Genomic DNA, 12,142 nt, shown 5'->3' with positions numbered 1-12,142 from the left:
CAGCCAAATAAACCAGTCAACTAGGTCTGAACCGGAGTGGGCATGAGGGCGCTTAGACTGTTCCAAGCGCCCCCTTTGAAAAAATCGGCGAATTGCACCTTACAGCCTTCCAGCAAAATGCGAATGAGGTGCGAGCGGTGCTGATTAAAATGGGTCTCAAGCTGATGGGCGAGCCTAAAAGGTTTATCTTGATTGGCTTGAACAGTCGTATGTTCATAAATCAGACGTTCGATCTCAGCCACTTGCGGACTGCCTAAATGAGCTAAGAGCGTGCCGATTTCAAGATGACTCTCTTGGGAAACCTTAATCCCTTCGAGTAATTTGCCGGCTTGTTTTAAAGCGGTCCAGCCCGCCATCGCGTTCGCGGGCGTCATGCGATACGTGATGCTATCCAGTTCGAATTGATGCGTGTTCATGAGCGAGCCAATCCTTTTTCTAAAGTAATCGTGAGTTGTTCAAACACCAGCGTCCAGGTGACCGCGTTATGGCCCATGCCTCGCGTATAGTCGGGTGAGGTCGTGAAATAGCCATTGAGGCCGCTGACTTTGTCATCATTGAGTAAATCCACAATGGAGAGCGTCATCGGCGTGAAGGTTTTAAGGGTTGAGCGCTGCTGTTTAAAGAGGCGATCCAGATAGTGATTGTCTGGGCTATGTTGCTTGATTTTGAGGGTGAGCGTGCCGGATTGATCGGGATTCGCAATAAATACGCCGGTGCCATTCGCGCCCATCGTGTAGCTGCCAGCATCGGCATTCAATTTAGCCTGAATCACATCGTTGCCGTCGCTCCAATCGGCGAGGCGCACGCCATTGATTAAAACAGAGACGTCACGGGGACTAAAAATAGTACTCATAGGAATTAACGATCAAAATTAACAAGAATGTCAGCGGCATGAATCGCGCCAGCGAGTTTGAGCGCCACCTGAATCGGGGGTGCTTTGCGGGCTTCACGGTCACTGCTGGAGAGGCGATCGACGGTATCGACCCAGACATAAAAGCCCTCTTCAAGCCGTTCGCCGGTGTGACAATGCCCAAACGGATCACCCCGCCACACCCCTGCGGCAAACGCGCCATTGCGCACGCCTTCGCGGCAGACGCTTTCAACGGCCGCTAAGAGCTGATGCGTGCCTGCGTCGGAGAGCGGAATCTTCGTAGGACTGCGATGTAACGTAGCGATGACTTCTTTTTGCACGGCATCAACAAACCAATCGAGGCTGTGCACCTCATCAAAGAAGCGCCCGCCTAATACCGTCCCTTCGGCAACCATCGCGGTTTCATCGAAATAGGTGTAATAGTTGATCCCTAAGGCTTTGCATTGACTGGCTTCAGTGAGCGTGAGCGGATGCGGGGTGACGCCAGGAAGTTGCTTGAACTTCATCGTGATCGTCGTGTTATTCCCCGCGAAGTTCACCGATAAAGCGCGTGCGAGCCAGCTTAAGACCGCATGGGGATTATCTTTGTCATACAAAGCGACGACGCGTTCATTCTTCTGATCGGCCAACTGCTTAAATACATTTAAAAAATTGGGTTCCAGGTGCTGAGGGTTGGAAGTCGTCAACCCCAAAATCTTTTTATCGGCAGCGAGCACCCAATTCGCCACCTCTTTGATTTGGACATCAGTTAAGGGGTGAAGAATGTTAAGGGCATACCAGTGATTAAAGCGGGCCTCAAGCTGTGAGAGTGCTTCGGTGAGAGACTGCGCTTCAAGGGTGACCGCATCGGTGCCGGCGACTGAATAGGCATCCGCGCTATCCAATTTGAGTAGAGTGCCCAAATAAGAGGGCGAGCTACTTACCGTCAGCGGCTGCCCATCGCTGTTCATTAAACTTAATGTGCGACTTGCGCCGGCTTGATCCGCTTCGACGATAAAGCGGTGCCCTGTACTATCCCAACGCACGGTGAGTTTATCGGCGGAGGTCTTAGCGGTGATCAGGGTTGCTATTTCTTCATGCGTATTGGCGCTAGAGAGATTGATTTTGGAGTAGTTTTTAAGAGAGGAACCGACCTTAATCGAGAAATAGCCGACAGAGATCGCTTTGAGTTGTTCTAACGTGGCGGTCATCGGTCCGCCATAGAGTTTAGAGTGAGTGGCCGCTAACGTGCGTTTAATACGGACCCAGCGCGAAACCACCAGGCGTTTAGGGCGTGGGGTTTGAGCAAAGAAGAGGCGAGCGGCCTGAGCGGTGGTGCTATGGCTGCCAAACGCTTGCTCAACGCTGTTGGCATTCGCATATTCAGCATACAGCGTATGGGCATCGTTAAACACCTGACCGGCTTCAGGGGTCATCAGATTCAACACGCCAAAATCCCGTCGGCTCGGGGCGAGGGGTTGGACGTTCAATTGAACATTGATAATTTCACTAAGAGGCAGCGAAGTAGCCATATAAATTCTCCAAAAATTAAATGTTTGAGCGAGTCAGAACGGAGGCGTGCTCAATCCGGTGCTGCTCAATGTCGACGATATGGGTATGCGAGAAAGTGGCATCAAACTGAGCGCGCTCTTCAGGTCCTGAGCCCATCACCGTGGTTAAATCGCGTAACGGCGAGAGGGTGACTAAACCGGCGTTTAAGCGGGTGCGCAGCATGGACTGAGTCGAGCTGGCTTGTAACAGTGTCGTGAGCGTTTGCATCAGTGCGTAGGCGTTATTGCCAAAGGCTTCAATCGATACGGTGGTCAGCCGTGCAGTGCTTAAGCGCTCTATTTCATGTGCGCCATCAAACTCTCGTCGAGTGGTGCCGATTTCAACCGAAGTCAGCACAGAAACAATCACACAGGGTTCAGTGCCGGAGGGCCCAGCCTGATAGCTCGGTCGTACAGCACCACTAGGTAACGACAAAACCTCTCGTAGTAGGCTGCGCAGTGCCTTCATGTCGAACTGCTGTTGCGTCGTAATAGCCATAGTGAGCAAAATTAGAGAGCTGAGTTAAGCGCCAACGATGGTTTTGATGCAGCGCAATATCACCTTCTACTAAAGGGTCTAGGCTCAGAATCCGAATCGCGGGCAAATAGCGCTCGCCTTCGGGCAGCTTCAGCAAATCATCTTGCCCTGCGGGATAGACAATCGCGGTGATCTCGAGCATGTAATACTGTTCTAACCACTCGCCATGATCGGGATGATGCTGACCATATCGGCGGGAAAGAGTAAGGCGTTGCGTCAACTCGCTTTCATCAAATAGCGCCTTAAGATTCATCGACATCTCGCACAATAGAAGTGATCGACTGGTGCAGTTGGCCAATATCGATCAGTGGCTGGCTGGACTTTTTGCGCTGAATCGTTGAGGCTTTGAGGGGCGCATGAGAGCCGTGGCGGATTTCTTGTTGCACGTCGCGGGCCGCTTTAAAGCCCACCTGCTGATACGCCTGCTCGGGCGATTGCTTCTGCCTCACCGCCTTACGCATCTGTGTGGCGAGTGTATCGGTATAGGCTTGCTTATTTCGAATCAACGTCGATCTTAAAAAGGGCCGTGCGGGAATCCCTTTGTTGGGTGCGCCAAATTCATGCACAGCAGCGATTTGAGCGTTACTGAAGCGGGCTTTTTGATCGGTGCGTGGCGCAGTTTTAGCAATGACGCCCACACAGATTTCTTTTTGCCCGAGCGCTTTGATTCGATTGAGCAGCGCATCCAATTTAGAAAAGTTCATCGTCACACCACGAGCGCACCAAAGCCCACCTGCTTGCGTAAGCTAAGATATTGTTGGCCATAGTTGGTGCTCGCGAGCCACGCATCTTGCATCTCTAGCGGGCTGGGAGAGGCATAGCTAAGCTGAACCTCGCCCGCTTTACGAGACGTCACGGCATGAATCGGAGCCGTTTCGCCTTTATCAAACTTCTGCTGCAGGGTCCAAAAATGAGCGACCAGCAAGCACGCCCCCCGCGGGTAAAATTTGCCCCAGCGTTCGATATTAAAGAAGGGGCGCGTATCGTCAATCAGGAGTTGAAGCTGCGCATCCTCCACGGCATCGAGCACAGGAAAGCGCGCTTTAACGTCAGCGGGCGTAATAGCCATTTAAATCCCGTCGATATACAAAGCCGATTTCGGATAGCGGAATTCAACACCGGAGTATTTGTATTCGCCGTTAACAAGTAATTCCATTCCACGTTGCTCAGGCGCATGGAACATCAGGGGCATGGGGATATGAAAGACGAGGTTAACGGGATCTTTTTCGTAGACGACCATGCGAGCGCTTTGATTTTGACCCGCGCGATCGAGGTCAATGCCGCCTCTAAAGTCAATATCGATATTCTTCTCGGCTTTGGCGATGTTGTTTTCGCGCACGTACTGCAAAATAGTTTTATCCGATCCTTTGCTGCGTGGAGTGCTCGCGAGATGAGCATAGTGAGAGCCTGGCAGAATAATCGTATTGGGTGTGCTATTGCGCTTGGTCTGTGTCCAAACTTGCGTAATCGCTTCATTGAGTTCTTTTAAAACCTGTTCAGGCGTCGCCGTTGTCCAGCTACCGAGACCCGCTTGTACTTGAGGGACAGAGGGAGAGTTGAATAAACCCGTAAGTTCTTTTTCGCCAAATAATCCCACCTGGTTGAGATGGGCGCGATAGGCATAAAAAGCGGCTTCAGCGCGATCCTGATCAATCGCTAAGTTTAATTTAGCGGACATGCGCAACTCATCAAACGTATAGGCATAGCCAATCGCTCCTGAGACGACCGGTATGGTATTTTTCTGATAATGAACATCGACGCGAGGAATATCATCGCCTTTGCCGCTATGGCGCTGGCCTTGACCGGCAAAATCCTTCATGCGATAGGTAATCGAAGTGGCCCATTGACCGGCTGCGGTTGAAATAGGGATCAGTGCCTCATAATCGAGCGGCGCGCGCTTTTTCTGATAAATCTGAGTTTCAACGAATTCAAGCTGGCCGGTTAAGAAGGCGAGGGCGTGAGATGAATCTAGAGTAAATTCTGGCGTGCGTAAAAGGGAGGTGCGGTTGAGCGCATCGGCAATCATTTGATTAGACATGATGAAATCTCTGGAAAGTGAATGGGGGGTTAGGAAACGCTCGATGCGCTGTCGTCTGACTCTTTTTTCTTAGACGTGGATGACGTAGGTGGGATCGTATTAGGCGTGAAGAAGAGGTTAATCCGAACACGCGCAATCGCTCCGGCTGCGGCTTGGGTTTCCCATACAGCGCCAGGAACTGCTATCGCTGTGCCAGTCGACAGTGCGCCGTTGGCATCGGTGGTCACAGGATCTCCAGGACTGACCGCCGTTTGAGCGATGGCCCAAAGCCGTCCAATTTCCATGACGGGTACGGTAGCTTTGGGCGCATAGCTGACGTTGCCGGTTTGATTCGCTTGCATCGTAGCGTGGCGTACGCTCAAACCGATGATGCGGCAGCCTGTAGAAGGCAACACCGCAGTATCTGCGTCAGCGCCTGCGGCAACGGCTAAACCAAAGTCAATCTCAGTGGTGCTGGCATTACGGCGGTTCACAATACTGTTGGGGCCATTATCGGCCTCGAGTCCAGGGATGCCACGGTCAAGCTGCGTATCGCCATACTCGGATAATTGAATCGACATAAAAACTCCTGATTGAATAAAAAAGTTAAGCGGTATAGGTCGCTTGTAGCTGCTGAATGTATTGCGTGCGGGCAGTCTGTGGGTCTAACGGGCGGCTATCGGTGTTCAGTTGGGTGTTCAGTGCATCTAGAACCGGATCACGGCGTGGGGTGCTTTGAGGCAGAGCGCTTAACACCTTAAAAGCCCGTTGAATCATGGCATCGTCGGCACTATCGAGGGTGTGTCCGGCTAACAGCGCATCGACCACGGGTTTGTGCTTTGGATAAAGCTGCTTAACCACTTCGTGCCGGATTGCATGACAACTTTTATCGGTCGTCGTGATCATGGGCATTAACTGCTTAGCATCGGTCACCGTTTCAGCCCAGTCGGCAATCCAGGCATCGCGCACCGCGGGGGTAGCTTCCTTTTGGCGGAGCGTCTGGTTTTCGGCTTCAAGTTTTTTAATCGTTTCAGTCAGCGTATCCATTTGATTTTGTATCTCGCCGCAGTCATGGCAAGGCGTAGGGGCTGTCTGAACAGCGGTTGTTGTATCGGTGCTTTGAGTCGTGGTTTGATCGGGTGTGTCAGACATAAGAGGTTCTCCATGAGAGTTAGAATCTTCAATGCGGCAGGTGGGACCGCAACGAGGGGTGCGCGTGAGCGCGATATGATTAACGCGAATATTTCTTTGAATACCGTCATAGGGCTGCCCATCTGGGGTCACGCCAGAGATCATCTCTTTGTTGGATTGATAACCGGCGGAAAGGCCCACCTTGCCGCTTTCAATCAGGGCAATGGTGCTTTTGTCCTGCACCACTAAATCACCGATCACATAACCCTCTTGCTGCCGGATATTGCGTACAAAGCCCAGCGCGAGATGTCGCCAGTTATCGGCTGTGACAAAGAAAGAGGGTGGATGGTCGTTCGTGAGCGGCGCGCCTTCATAAGAAGCCAGAGATTCGGGCGCAAAGACCTCTTCAGGCGGGCGATAGATATTCAGAATGCGCATTGGATCGCCGGTCCCGTCAGAAAACTCGACGGCGCGATACGGCTGAATGCCGCAGCGTGCGAGCTTGGCGGGCGCAATTAAAAAACCCTCTGGCGTGTATCTTCGCTCAGAGGGTAGACTATCTAAAATTTCGATCATGTTAAGTCAATAATGGGTAAGGCGACACAGCGGCAAGCAATCTCGTGACCAGGGTGGCCGGACTCAGGTGGGTTCTCCCATTTAAATCGTTTGCCATCTTTGTCCGCGTGACTGTCTCGTACGCGTTCATCGCCACTGGTTTGCCATTCGTATTCGGTGATCCCAAGCGCCGTTTGTCGGGCTTGGGCAATTGCCGCATGGGTTTTAGCGGTTTGGTCTCGAGCAATCAGGCGGGCGCGTTTTCCGGTTGCACCGGTTAATTTCTGGATGTCTACGGCCAGCTCCGTATAGCGCCGTCCTTCCAGAACGCCGGTTAAAATGGAGGTGCGGAGTGATTCAAAGTAACGCTGTGGAATCGACTGGATCAAGTGGACATTCGTCGCCATTGCTAACTGCACCGGTGCATTGAGCGTCGGAATATTCAGTAATGGGGCGATATCGATGCCAAAGGCATAGCGAATACTGCCAATCAGCGCCGTGCGGTTGTCTTCATCGACCTGCTCGACCATGCGGTGCGCCCAACGGTGTGCGTGGGCAATCAACGCTAGAAAGGCTCGAGACACACGCTCTAACGCGGCTTGAATCCGTTGAACTAGCGATTCTGATAACGCATCCTGCGTATAGCCGTCCTCTGGTTCTTTCAAGATCGGAAAAATCTCTTCTTTAACGCGCTGATGCATCTGTTTCACCAGGCTCAACAACTGATTGCGGTAAGCGACTTCGGCTCGACGGTTGAGTTTTGCTGACCGTAGTACGCGAGGGCGCTTAGACTGGCGTTTTGTCGTGTGCTTGAAGTGTGCCTTGATCAGGGCGGGTAGCGTCAGGTTCATCCGGTATGTCTAATTCTTGCGCGAGTGCCTGCGCTTCGTCTAAATCTTCATCGGTAATCGCATAGGTATCATTGGCTTTGAGGCGTTTGAGGCTATGCGCTTCGTGAATCACCCCTTGCATCAGATAAATTTGATCGGTCTCAGCGCGGATTTTTTCAGCGTTGGCCCGCTCCGCTTCACACAATTGCCAGAGCGGATTAAATTCGATCACGAGGTCTTTGAGCGGATGGCCCAGCTCAGACATCGCCATCACGTCGTAAATCTTTTCGACTTGAGGACGTAAGATGTTTTCTTGCTTGGCTTTGAGCGCATCGTAGTAGTTACGAATATCGCTTTCCCCTGTGGCGCTCAGGCCGGTTGGCGATTGGCCCAATAGACGTGTCGCAGGAATGTCTGCCGCACCCGAAATACGCTGTAAAAACATCGTAGCGACTTCGCTGACTCCGCCAAAGTTGATGGTTTTTTGCTGATAGTCATCGGCGCTATCGAGCAGCATCATCCGGTTAAAGGATTTGGCCGTATTGGTGACTTCAAAACGCTTTTGAACTTCGCGTGTGCCTTCATCGCTATTCAGCTTGTTCGTGAGTCCATTAATTTTTAAAATATCAACGCACATTTCAAAGAACATGCTGGCGGTGCCGCTGGCGACCGTATCACCGCGTTGCAGTTCGTCGTAAAGAGCTTGCAGTACGCTATCGTGCCAAAATCCTTGCTGCTTTAAATCACTGACCGGCACCAGTGCGCCATCGGAGAAGATAAGGCGGCTGGCATGAATGATTTGCTGGGTATCGGCAACGCGATAATGCTCAGGACGCCAATATTCGGGGCGGTTTAAGTCAACCAAGGAAGGTTGCTTATCTACTGTGAGTTGGTGTTGATCCAGAACGAGAAAACCCTGTAGTGCGCCTTTGCGGATACGTTCAGTCTCTAATGGCGTCTCGGGGTCCTCACCCGCTAAGCTCATATAGAGCGCCGAGCCACCAAAGAGCCGACCCCATTTGAGATTATTCGTTAAGAGTGTGACGAGCTTAAAGCGCTTTTCAGCGGCTTCTAGTGTGTCTTTACTGCTTTCATCTTTGGTCTCGAGGCTCAGCCATTCCCGCGTCATATCCTCAGCCGGCGCATCGATGATTTTGCGCGCCAGCCAATTTGAGCGATACATCGTGGCAAGCTCGGAGCGGCTAATCGTTTTGCGAAACGCATAATGGTTATACGCCATCTTGTCGCGGCTATTCATCAGGCCTGCGACGAGATTGGTGAGGCTATCTTGGGTGATGTCCGTTGGCTGGACTGCCAAGGCGGGTATCGCTTGCGCCCCTTTGTTTTTATGTTTTTTTGACAAAATTTAACCTAAATAGTGAATTCGGGTAAAATAAGAATCGGGCGTTTGGTACTCCCTTCATTGGATTGATCTCCAGTGGCCCGCTAGGGATACTGAGCGCCCACCTTCCTAAACTTCCCTCTAAGTCCATCCCGACCAATCCGAGCTTTTCGCTAAACAATCGGTAATCGCATCAATCATCGGATCAATCTGGTCATCGTGTGCGTGCGTATTATTGGCCGTGAAGGCCTCGCATTCGGCAATAAAGTCCTTCACCCAAGGCGCTGTTTTGGGTAGCACAATGCGTCCTGACTCAATGTAAGCCAGCACGCCCATGATGCGGGTAAGCTTATCGGTGCCACGAGGAATGCCTTTAACGGGAATATGCCCATCTTCTTGAATATCTTGAATCAGACCTGTGCCTGAGGATTTATCCTCGACCAGCAGTTGCGCTAAGGGTGCGCTGGTCTTATGGTCATAGGGTTTATGATTATTCCAAAAGGCAATCGCACGGCGCTTAAGTTCAGGCGCAGGCCATTTGCCGCGGATGAGATCGAGCAAGTACAAGCGATTGTCTTCGCCTAAGCCCCATAGCTGAAATACGCTGTAATCGTTGTGCTCAGCGGTCTTTTGTGCGGTATCGGCATACATTTTGCGCAGGCGAATGCGGGGCGGCGTTTCGTAATATGAAAACCATTCACTTTTGATGAGATCGCCCCCGAGTGCTCTAGGCTGCTGCTGGTACTGGCTCGTGAACACATAGCGATCCGCCTGTTCAAGCGCGCATAAATCGTTAAGCGGCTCTTTGTACGGCCAGTAGCTAAAGCGCCCGTGTTCATCTCGTCGCGAGGTGTCTATCTTGTCTCGATAGTTAGAGGGGAGGGCAGCCACATACGTATCATCCAACAGGGCGGGAATCGAAACGAAGGTCCAATCGCCAGGCACTTTGCCCATTTGGATAAAGCCGGTGGGGTCTTCCTGGGCTAAGCGCTGCATAATCACAACAATCGGTGTATCTGGCTGCGCTTTACGGCTTTTAACGGTGGATACGAGCTTACGATTTGCTTTGTCGCGGGCGGCTTTGCTGTACGCATCTTCGACTTTAAGCGGGTCATCAATGATGAGCGCGCCTTGCCAGCCTGGCGCCATGTGGCCAGCTCTAAAACCGGTAATCTGACCGCCCAATGAGACCGCGTAGACGCCACCGGCCTTCTTACCGTCGAGCAGCACATTCCAGCGTTTTTTACTCTTAGCATCCTGAGCAATCGCGAGCGGCCACAGCGCTTGATATTCCTCGCTACGGATAATTTCTCGCGCCATTTCAGAATTGAGTAAGGCCAGATCGTCAGAATACGAAATATGCAAAAAGCGCGCTCGAGGATTCAGCGCTAAGCCCCGTGCGATCAAGTTAATCGCCACCAGCTCAGTCTTGGAAGAGCCTGGCGGCACATTAATCACAACATTCTTAAACTCGCCATCGATGACTTTCTGCACCGTATCGGCAATCAACGCATGGTGCCAGTTCAGATGAAACGGAATGCCCTGGCGGTGTTTAAAGAAATACCGAGTGAAAAAGAGGTGACTGTGCTCACATTTGGCCTTAGCGACCGCCCGAAGCACCTCGGGATCAATAGTTTTCCTCAAGGTGAGCGACGGTGGCTTTGACTTGGGCTTCATCGACGAGGGTGATTTTTTGTTCAATTGGGCCATCATGTGCGCCGCTGATATTCTGCTGGATGCGGTCGCCGTACTTCTTGGGAGCTAATTGCCCAGCGAGCCATTTACGAGCATCGACGCGGAGTTTAGAGCGTTGTACGGCTTCGTGGCGCACGCGTTCATTGCCTTGCTCGTCGACTTGCATATCCTGAGTAGCGTCGTCGGCAATATCCAGAACCTCATCGGCGAGCGTGTCGGCCTGCACTTCGCGCGCGTGCGTGTATTGCTTGCGAAATGGTTCAGATTTTTCTAACCAACGATATACAGTCACCTGGTCGGGCATTCCCTTTTGCGCACAGATAGAGCGCAAACTTTGACCGGCCATCAAGCGCTCACAAATCTTTTTCGCTAGAGCAATCGTGTATTTGCTAGTCCGAGCCATCGTTAAAGGTAAAGCAAACAGGCATAAAAAAGGCAGCGTCTAGGCTGCCTGAGGCTGAAAATCATTGAGAAAAACACCTGCAAAAACCCACTCAAAAAAGCGACTGAATTTTTAGGGCGGTTTTTCCCACCGCCATTGTCGTGGTTTTTGTCGCGGTTTGCAAAAGTTCATGTCGTGGTTTTCCATCGATAAAGCGTATAGCCTCCGTTGCCTGCCCGCGAAGGTATTTTAAATATTCTTCCCATCTCGGTGAGCGTATCCAAAACGCGTAATACCCCTCGATGGGTAGCACAGCGCTCTTTCTTACTTTTTGGATTCGGATTAGCGTGTCGCACGATTTCAATCATTTTAAAATTCCGTTCAGGATACGCACTCATCAGGTCCATAATCTCCCGCGCATATTTCATCCAAAAGCCCTTTCGATTCGATAGCATCCGCTTCTTAAAATGGTTTCATAAGTGGCAAGCGACATTTTGAGGCGTCGCGCAGCGCCAGTTCTGCCATAGTGTATTCGACCAGACTCCCACGGATTAATGTACTCAGCTTTCATCACGTGTTGCTCCTGTTTCAGCATCGCAACGTAAGCCCGCTGCACAATCTTGGCATTCGGGGCGTAGGGTGGAGGGAGAGACGTTTCGGCCTCGCCTAGATCACTTGGCGCACGATAGTAACGCTCAGCCGATGCACATTGCGTAGGCGGCAGAGGATGCGGCCAGGGGCCAGACCAGCACCAGCGAACCCAATTTTGTATTTCATACTCGACCCACTCGGGAATGCTCCGCCATGAACCTGTGCTTTGCTTCATTAGCTTACCCTCACCTCGACTTCAACGCGGGGCGCGCCATATCGCTTGCTGGCGTGTACGTCGATGACTTGTGAATCATCTTTCCAGGTGACACCGTTCGCGCCGTCCTTAACCGCTTTGACGATGTTATCCAGGTCTGGGCGTTTGGTAGGCATGAATTCGCCGATTGCTGCCGCTCGCTGCTTTTTAAGGCTCCAACTGGCTGGAGTCGGTAGGAATGCTCGTACAATCAGCGCTATGGCAGATTCGATTGGGCTTTGTCCGTCCATCGCTTTCTGAGCAGCAAGCTTCACAAGGTTTTCATATCGCACTGTTTTTTCTGGGGTGTAGTGCGCGATGTGGCCGTTACGGATACACGAGCGAGCACGGCCTTTGGCAATGGGCTGGCCTGGGATCGTGAAGATGATTGCGTTAAGCATTTGTTTG

The 12,142-nt window shown here is 51.7% G+C and carries 17 protein-coding genes; all 17 read right to left on the bottom strand.

Annotated features, from left to right (window positions below):
- Positions 1-20 precede the first annotated feature (20 nt).
- The 17 genes from MCB1EB_RS06700 to MCB1EB_RS06620 all read right to left on the bottom strand — a co-directional run bounded on the left by MCB1EB_RS06700 (position 21) and on the right by MCB1EB_RS06620 (position 12,135).
- Positions 21-416: a phage tail assembly chaperone gene (locus tag MCB1EB_RS06700; protein ID WP_045361936.1), complete on the bottom strand. Its 396-nt coding sequence runs from the start codon at positions 414-416 to the stop codon at positions 21-23.
- Complete coding sequence (locus MCB1EB_RS06695; protein WP_045361939.1) at positions 413-853, bottom strand: phage structural protein; 441 nt, start codon at positions 851-853, stop codon at positions 413-415. Before MCB1EB_RS06695 ends, MCB1EB_RS06700 begins: the two co-directional genes overlap by 4 nt.
- Before the next feature lie 5 nt (positions 854-858).
- Positions 859-2,382 (bottom strand): DUF3383 domain-containing protein, encoded by a 1,524-nt coding sequence (locus tag MCB1EB_RS06690; protein WP_045361943.1) that lies wholly within the window; start codon positions 2,380-2,382, stop codon positions 859-861.
- A 16-nt stretch (positions 2,383-2,398) separates the two neighbouring features.
- On the bottom strand, positions 2,399-2,899 hold the full coding sequence (locus MCB1EB_RS06685; protein WP_161566195.1) for a phage neck terminator protein: 501 nt from the start codon (positions 2,897-2,899) through the stop codon (positions 2,399-2,401).
- The gene (locus tag MCB1EB_RS06680; protein WP_045361946.1) at positions 2,823-3,191 is read right to left on the bottom strand and encodes a hypothetical protein; all 369 of its coding nucleotides are present in this window, start codon (positions 3,189-3,191) and stop codon (positions 2,823-2,825) included. The genes MCB1EB_RS06685 and MCB1EB_RS06680 overlap by 77 nt, the downstream gene beginning before the upstream one ends.
- Positions 3,181-3,642: a hypothetical protein gene (locus MCB1EB_RS06675; protein WP_045361949.1), complete on the bottom strand. Its 462-nt coding sequence runs from the start codon at positions 3,640-3,642 to the stop codon at positions 3,181-3,183. The genes MCB1EB_RS06680 and MCB1EB_RS06675 overlap by 11 nt, the downstream gene beginning before the upstream one ends.
- Positions 3,643-3,644: 2 nt before the next feature.
- Positions 3,645-4,007, bottom strand: coding sequence for a DUF4054 domain-containing protein (locus MCB1EB_RS06670; protein ID WP_045361952.1), 363 nt, complete (start codon positions 4,005-4,007; stop codon positions 3,645-3,647).
- A complete protein-coding gene (locus MCB1EB_RS06665; RefSeq protein ID WP_126353928.1) occupies positions 4,008-4,976 on the bottom strand; it encodes a DUF2184 domain-containing protein in 969 nt (322 codons plus the stop codon).
- A gap of 29 nt (positions 4,977-5,005) precedes the next feature.
- Positions 5,006-5,536 carry a structural cement protein Gp24 gene (locus MCB1EB_RS06660; RefSeq protein ID WP_126353927.1) on the bottom strand — a complete coding sequence of 177 codons (531 nt, stop codon included), beginning with the start codon at positions 5,534-5,536 and terminating at the stop codon, positions 5,006-5,008.
- Positions 5,537-5,561: 25 nt separating this feature from the next.
- Positions 5,562-6,662 carry a DUF2213 domain-containing protein gene (locus MCB1EB_RS06655; RefSeq protein WP_052393587.1) on the bottom strand — a complete coding sequence of 367 codons (1,101 nt, stop codon included), beginning with the start codon at positions 6,660-6,662 and terminating at the stop codon, positions 5,562-5,564.
- A complete protein-coding gene (locus tag MCB1EB_RS06650; RefSeq protein WP_045361955.1) occupies positions 6,659-7,492 on the bottom strand; it encodes a phage head morphogenesis protein in 834 nt (277 codons plus the stop codon). Before MCB1EB_RS06650 ends, MCB1EB_RS06655 begins: the two co-directional genes overlap by 4 nt.
- Positions 7,428-8,834, bottom strand: coding sequence for a DUF1073 domain-containing protein (locus MCB1EB_RS06645; protein ID WP_052393591.1), 1,407 nt, complete (start codon positions 8,832-8,834; stop codon positions 7,428-7,430). Before MCB1EB_RS06645 ends, MCB1EB_RS06650 begins: the two co-directional genes overlap by 65 nt.
- A gap of 120 nt (positions 8,835-8,954) precedes the next feature.
- Positions 8,955-10,490 (bottom strand): phage terminase large subunit, encoded by a 1,536-nt coding sequence (gene terL, locus MCB1EB_RS06640; RefSeq protein ID WP_126353926.1) that lies wholly within the window; start codon positions 10,488-10,490, stop codon positions 8,955-8,957.
- Positions 10,441-10,911, bottom strand: a complete 471-nt coding sequence (locus MCB1EB_RS06635; RefSeq protein WP_152034319.1) for a terminase small subunit-like protein — start codon at positions 10,909-10,911, stop codon at positions 10,441-10,443. Before MCB1EB_RS06635 ends, terL begins: the two co-directional genes overlap by 50 nt.
- 167 nt (positions 10,912-11,078) lie before the next feature.
- A complete protein-coding gene (locus MCB1EB_RS06630; RefSeq protein ID WP_126353924.1) occupies positions 11,079-11,318 on the bottom strand; it encodes a hypothetical protein in 240 nt (79 codons plus the stop codon).
- On the bottom strand, positions 11,315-11,716 hold the full coding sequence (locus MCB1EB_RS06625) for a hypothetical protein (RefSeq protein WP_126353923.1): 402 nt from the start codon (positions 11,714-11,716) through the stop codon (positions 11,315-11,317). The genes MCB1EB_RS06630 and MCB1EB_RS06625 overlap by 4 nt, the downstream gene beginning before the upstream one ends.
- On the bottom strand, positions 11,716-12,135 hold the full coding sequence (locus MCB1EB_RS06620) for a RusA family crossover junction endodeoxyribonuclease (RefSeq protein ID WP_126353922.1): 420 nt from the start codon (positions 12,133-12,135) through the stop codon (positions 11,716-11,718). Before MCB1EB_RS06620 ends, MCB1EB_RS06625 begins: the two co-directional genes overlap by 1 nt.
- Positions 12,136-12,142: the final 7 nt, after the last annotated feature.

The sequence above is a fragment of the Mycoavidus cysteinexigens genome, from assembly GCF_003966915.1.
GTDB lineage: Bacteria > Pseudomonadota > Gammaproteobacteria > Burkholderiales > Burkholderiaceae > Mycoavidus > Mycoavidus cysteinexigens.
Note: the sequence above shows the minus strand (reverse complement) of the source record. Positions and strands in the feature narration are given on the sequence as shown.

Excerpts from the sequence above, each read along its gene's own strand:
- MCB1EB_RS06700 (WP_045361936.1), bottom strand. The coding sequence starts at position 416 with ATGAACACGCATCAATTCGAACTGGATAGCATCACGTATCGCATGACG.
- MCB1EB_RS06695 (WP_045361939.1), bottom strand. The coding sequence starts at position 853 with ATGAGTACTATTTTTAGTCCCCGTGACGTCTCTGTTTTAATCAATGGC.
- MCB1EB_RS06690 (WP_045361943.1), bottom strand. The coding sequence starts at position 2,382 with ATGGCTACTTCGCTGCCTCTTAGTGAAATTATCAATGTTCAATTGAAC.
- MCB1EB_RS06685 (WP_161566195.1), bottom strand. The coding sequence starts at position 2,899 with ATGGCTATTACGACGCAACAGCAGTTCGACATGAAGGCACTGCGCAGC.
- MCB1EB_RS06680 (WP_045361946.1), bottom strand. The coding sequence starts at position 3,191 with ATGAATCTTAAGGCGCTATTTGATGAAAGCGAGTTGACGCAACGCCTT.
- MCB1EB_RS06675 (WP_045361949.1), bottom strand. The coding sequence starts at position 3,642 with ATGAACTTTTCTAAATTGGATGCGCTGCTCAATCGAATCAAAGCGCTC.
- MCB1EB_RS06670 (WP_045361952.1), bottom strand. The coding sequence starts at position 4,007 with ATGGCTATTACGCCCGCTGACGTTAAAGCGCGCTTTCCTGTGCTCGAT.
- MCB1EB_RS06665 (WP_126353928.1), bottom strand. The coding sequence starts at position 4,976 with ATGTCTAATCAAATGATTGCCGATGCGCTCAACCGCACCTCCCTTTTA.
- MCB1EB_RS06660 (WP_126353927.1), bottom strand. The coding sequence starts at position 5,536 with ATGTCGATTCAATTATCCGAGTATGGCGATACGCAGCTTGACCGTGGC.
- MCB1EB_RS06655 (WP_052393587.1), bottom strand. The coding sequence starts at position 6,662 with ATGATCGAAATTTTAGATAGTCTACCCTCTGAGCGAAGATACACGCCA.
- MCB1EB_RS06650 (WP_045361955.1), bottom strand. The coding sequence starts at position 7,492 with ATGAACCTGACGCTACCCGCCCTGATCAAGGCACACTTCAAGCACACG.
- terL (WP_126353926.1), bottom strand. The coding sequence starts at position 10,490 with ATGAAGCCCAAGTCAAAGCCACCGTCGCTCACCTTGAGGAAAACTATT.
- MCB1EB_RS06635 (WP_152034319.1), bottom strand. The coding sequence starts at position 10,911 with ATGGCTCGGACTAGCAAATACACGATTGCTCTAGCGAAAAAGATTTGT.
- MCB1EB_RS06630 (WP_126353924.1), bottom strand. The coding sequence starts at position 11,318 with ATGAAATATGCGCGGGAGATTATGGACCTGATGAGTGCGTATCCTGAA.
- MCB1EB_RS06625 (WP_126353923.1), bottom strand. The coding sequence starts at position 11,716 with ATGAAGCAAAGCACAGGTTCATGGCGGAGCATTCCCGAGTGGGTCGAG.
- MCB1EB_RS06620 (WP_126353922.1), bottom strand. The coding sequence starts at position 12,135 with ATGCTTAACGCAATCATCTTCACGATCCCAGGCCAGCCCATTGCCAAA.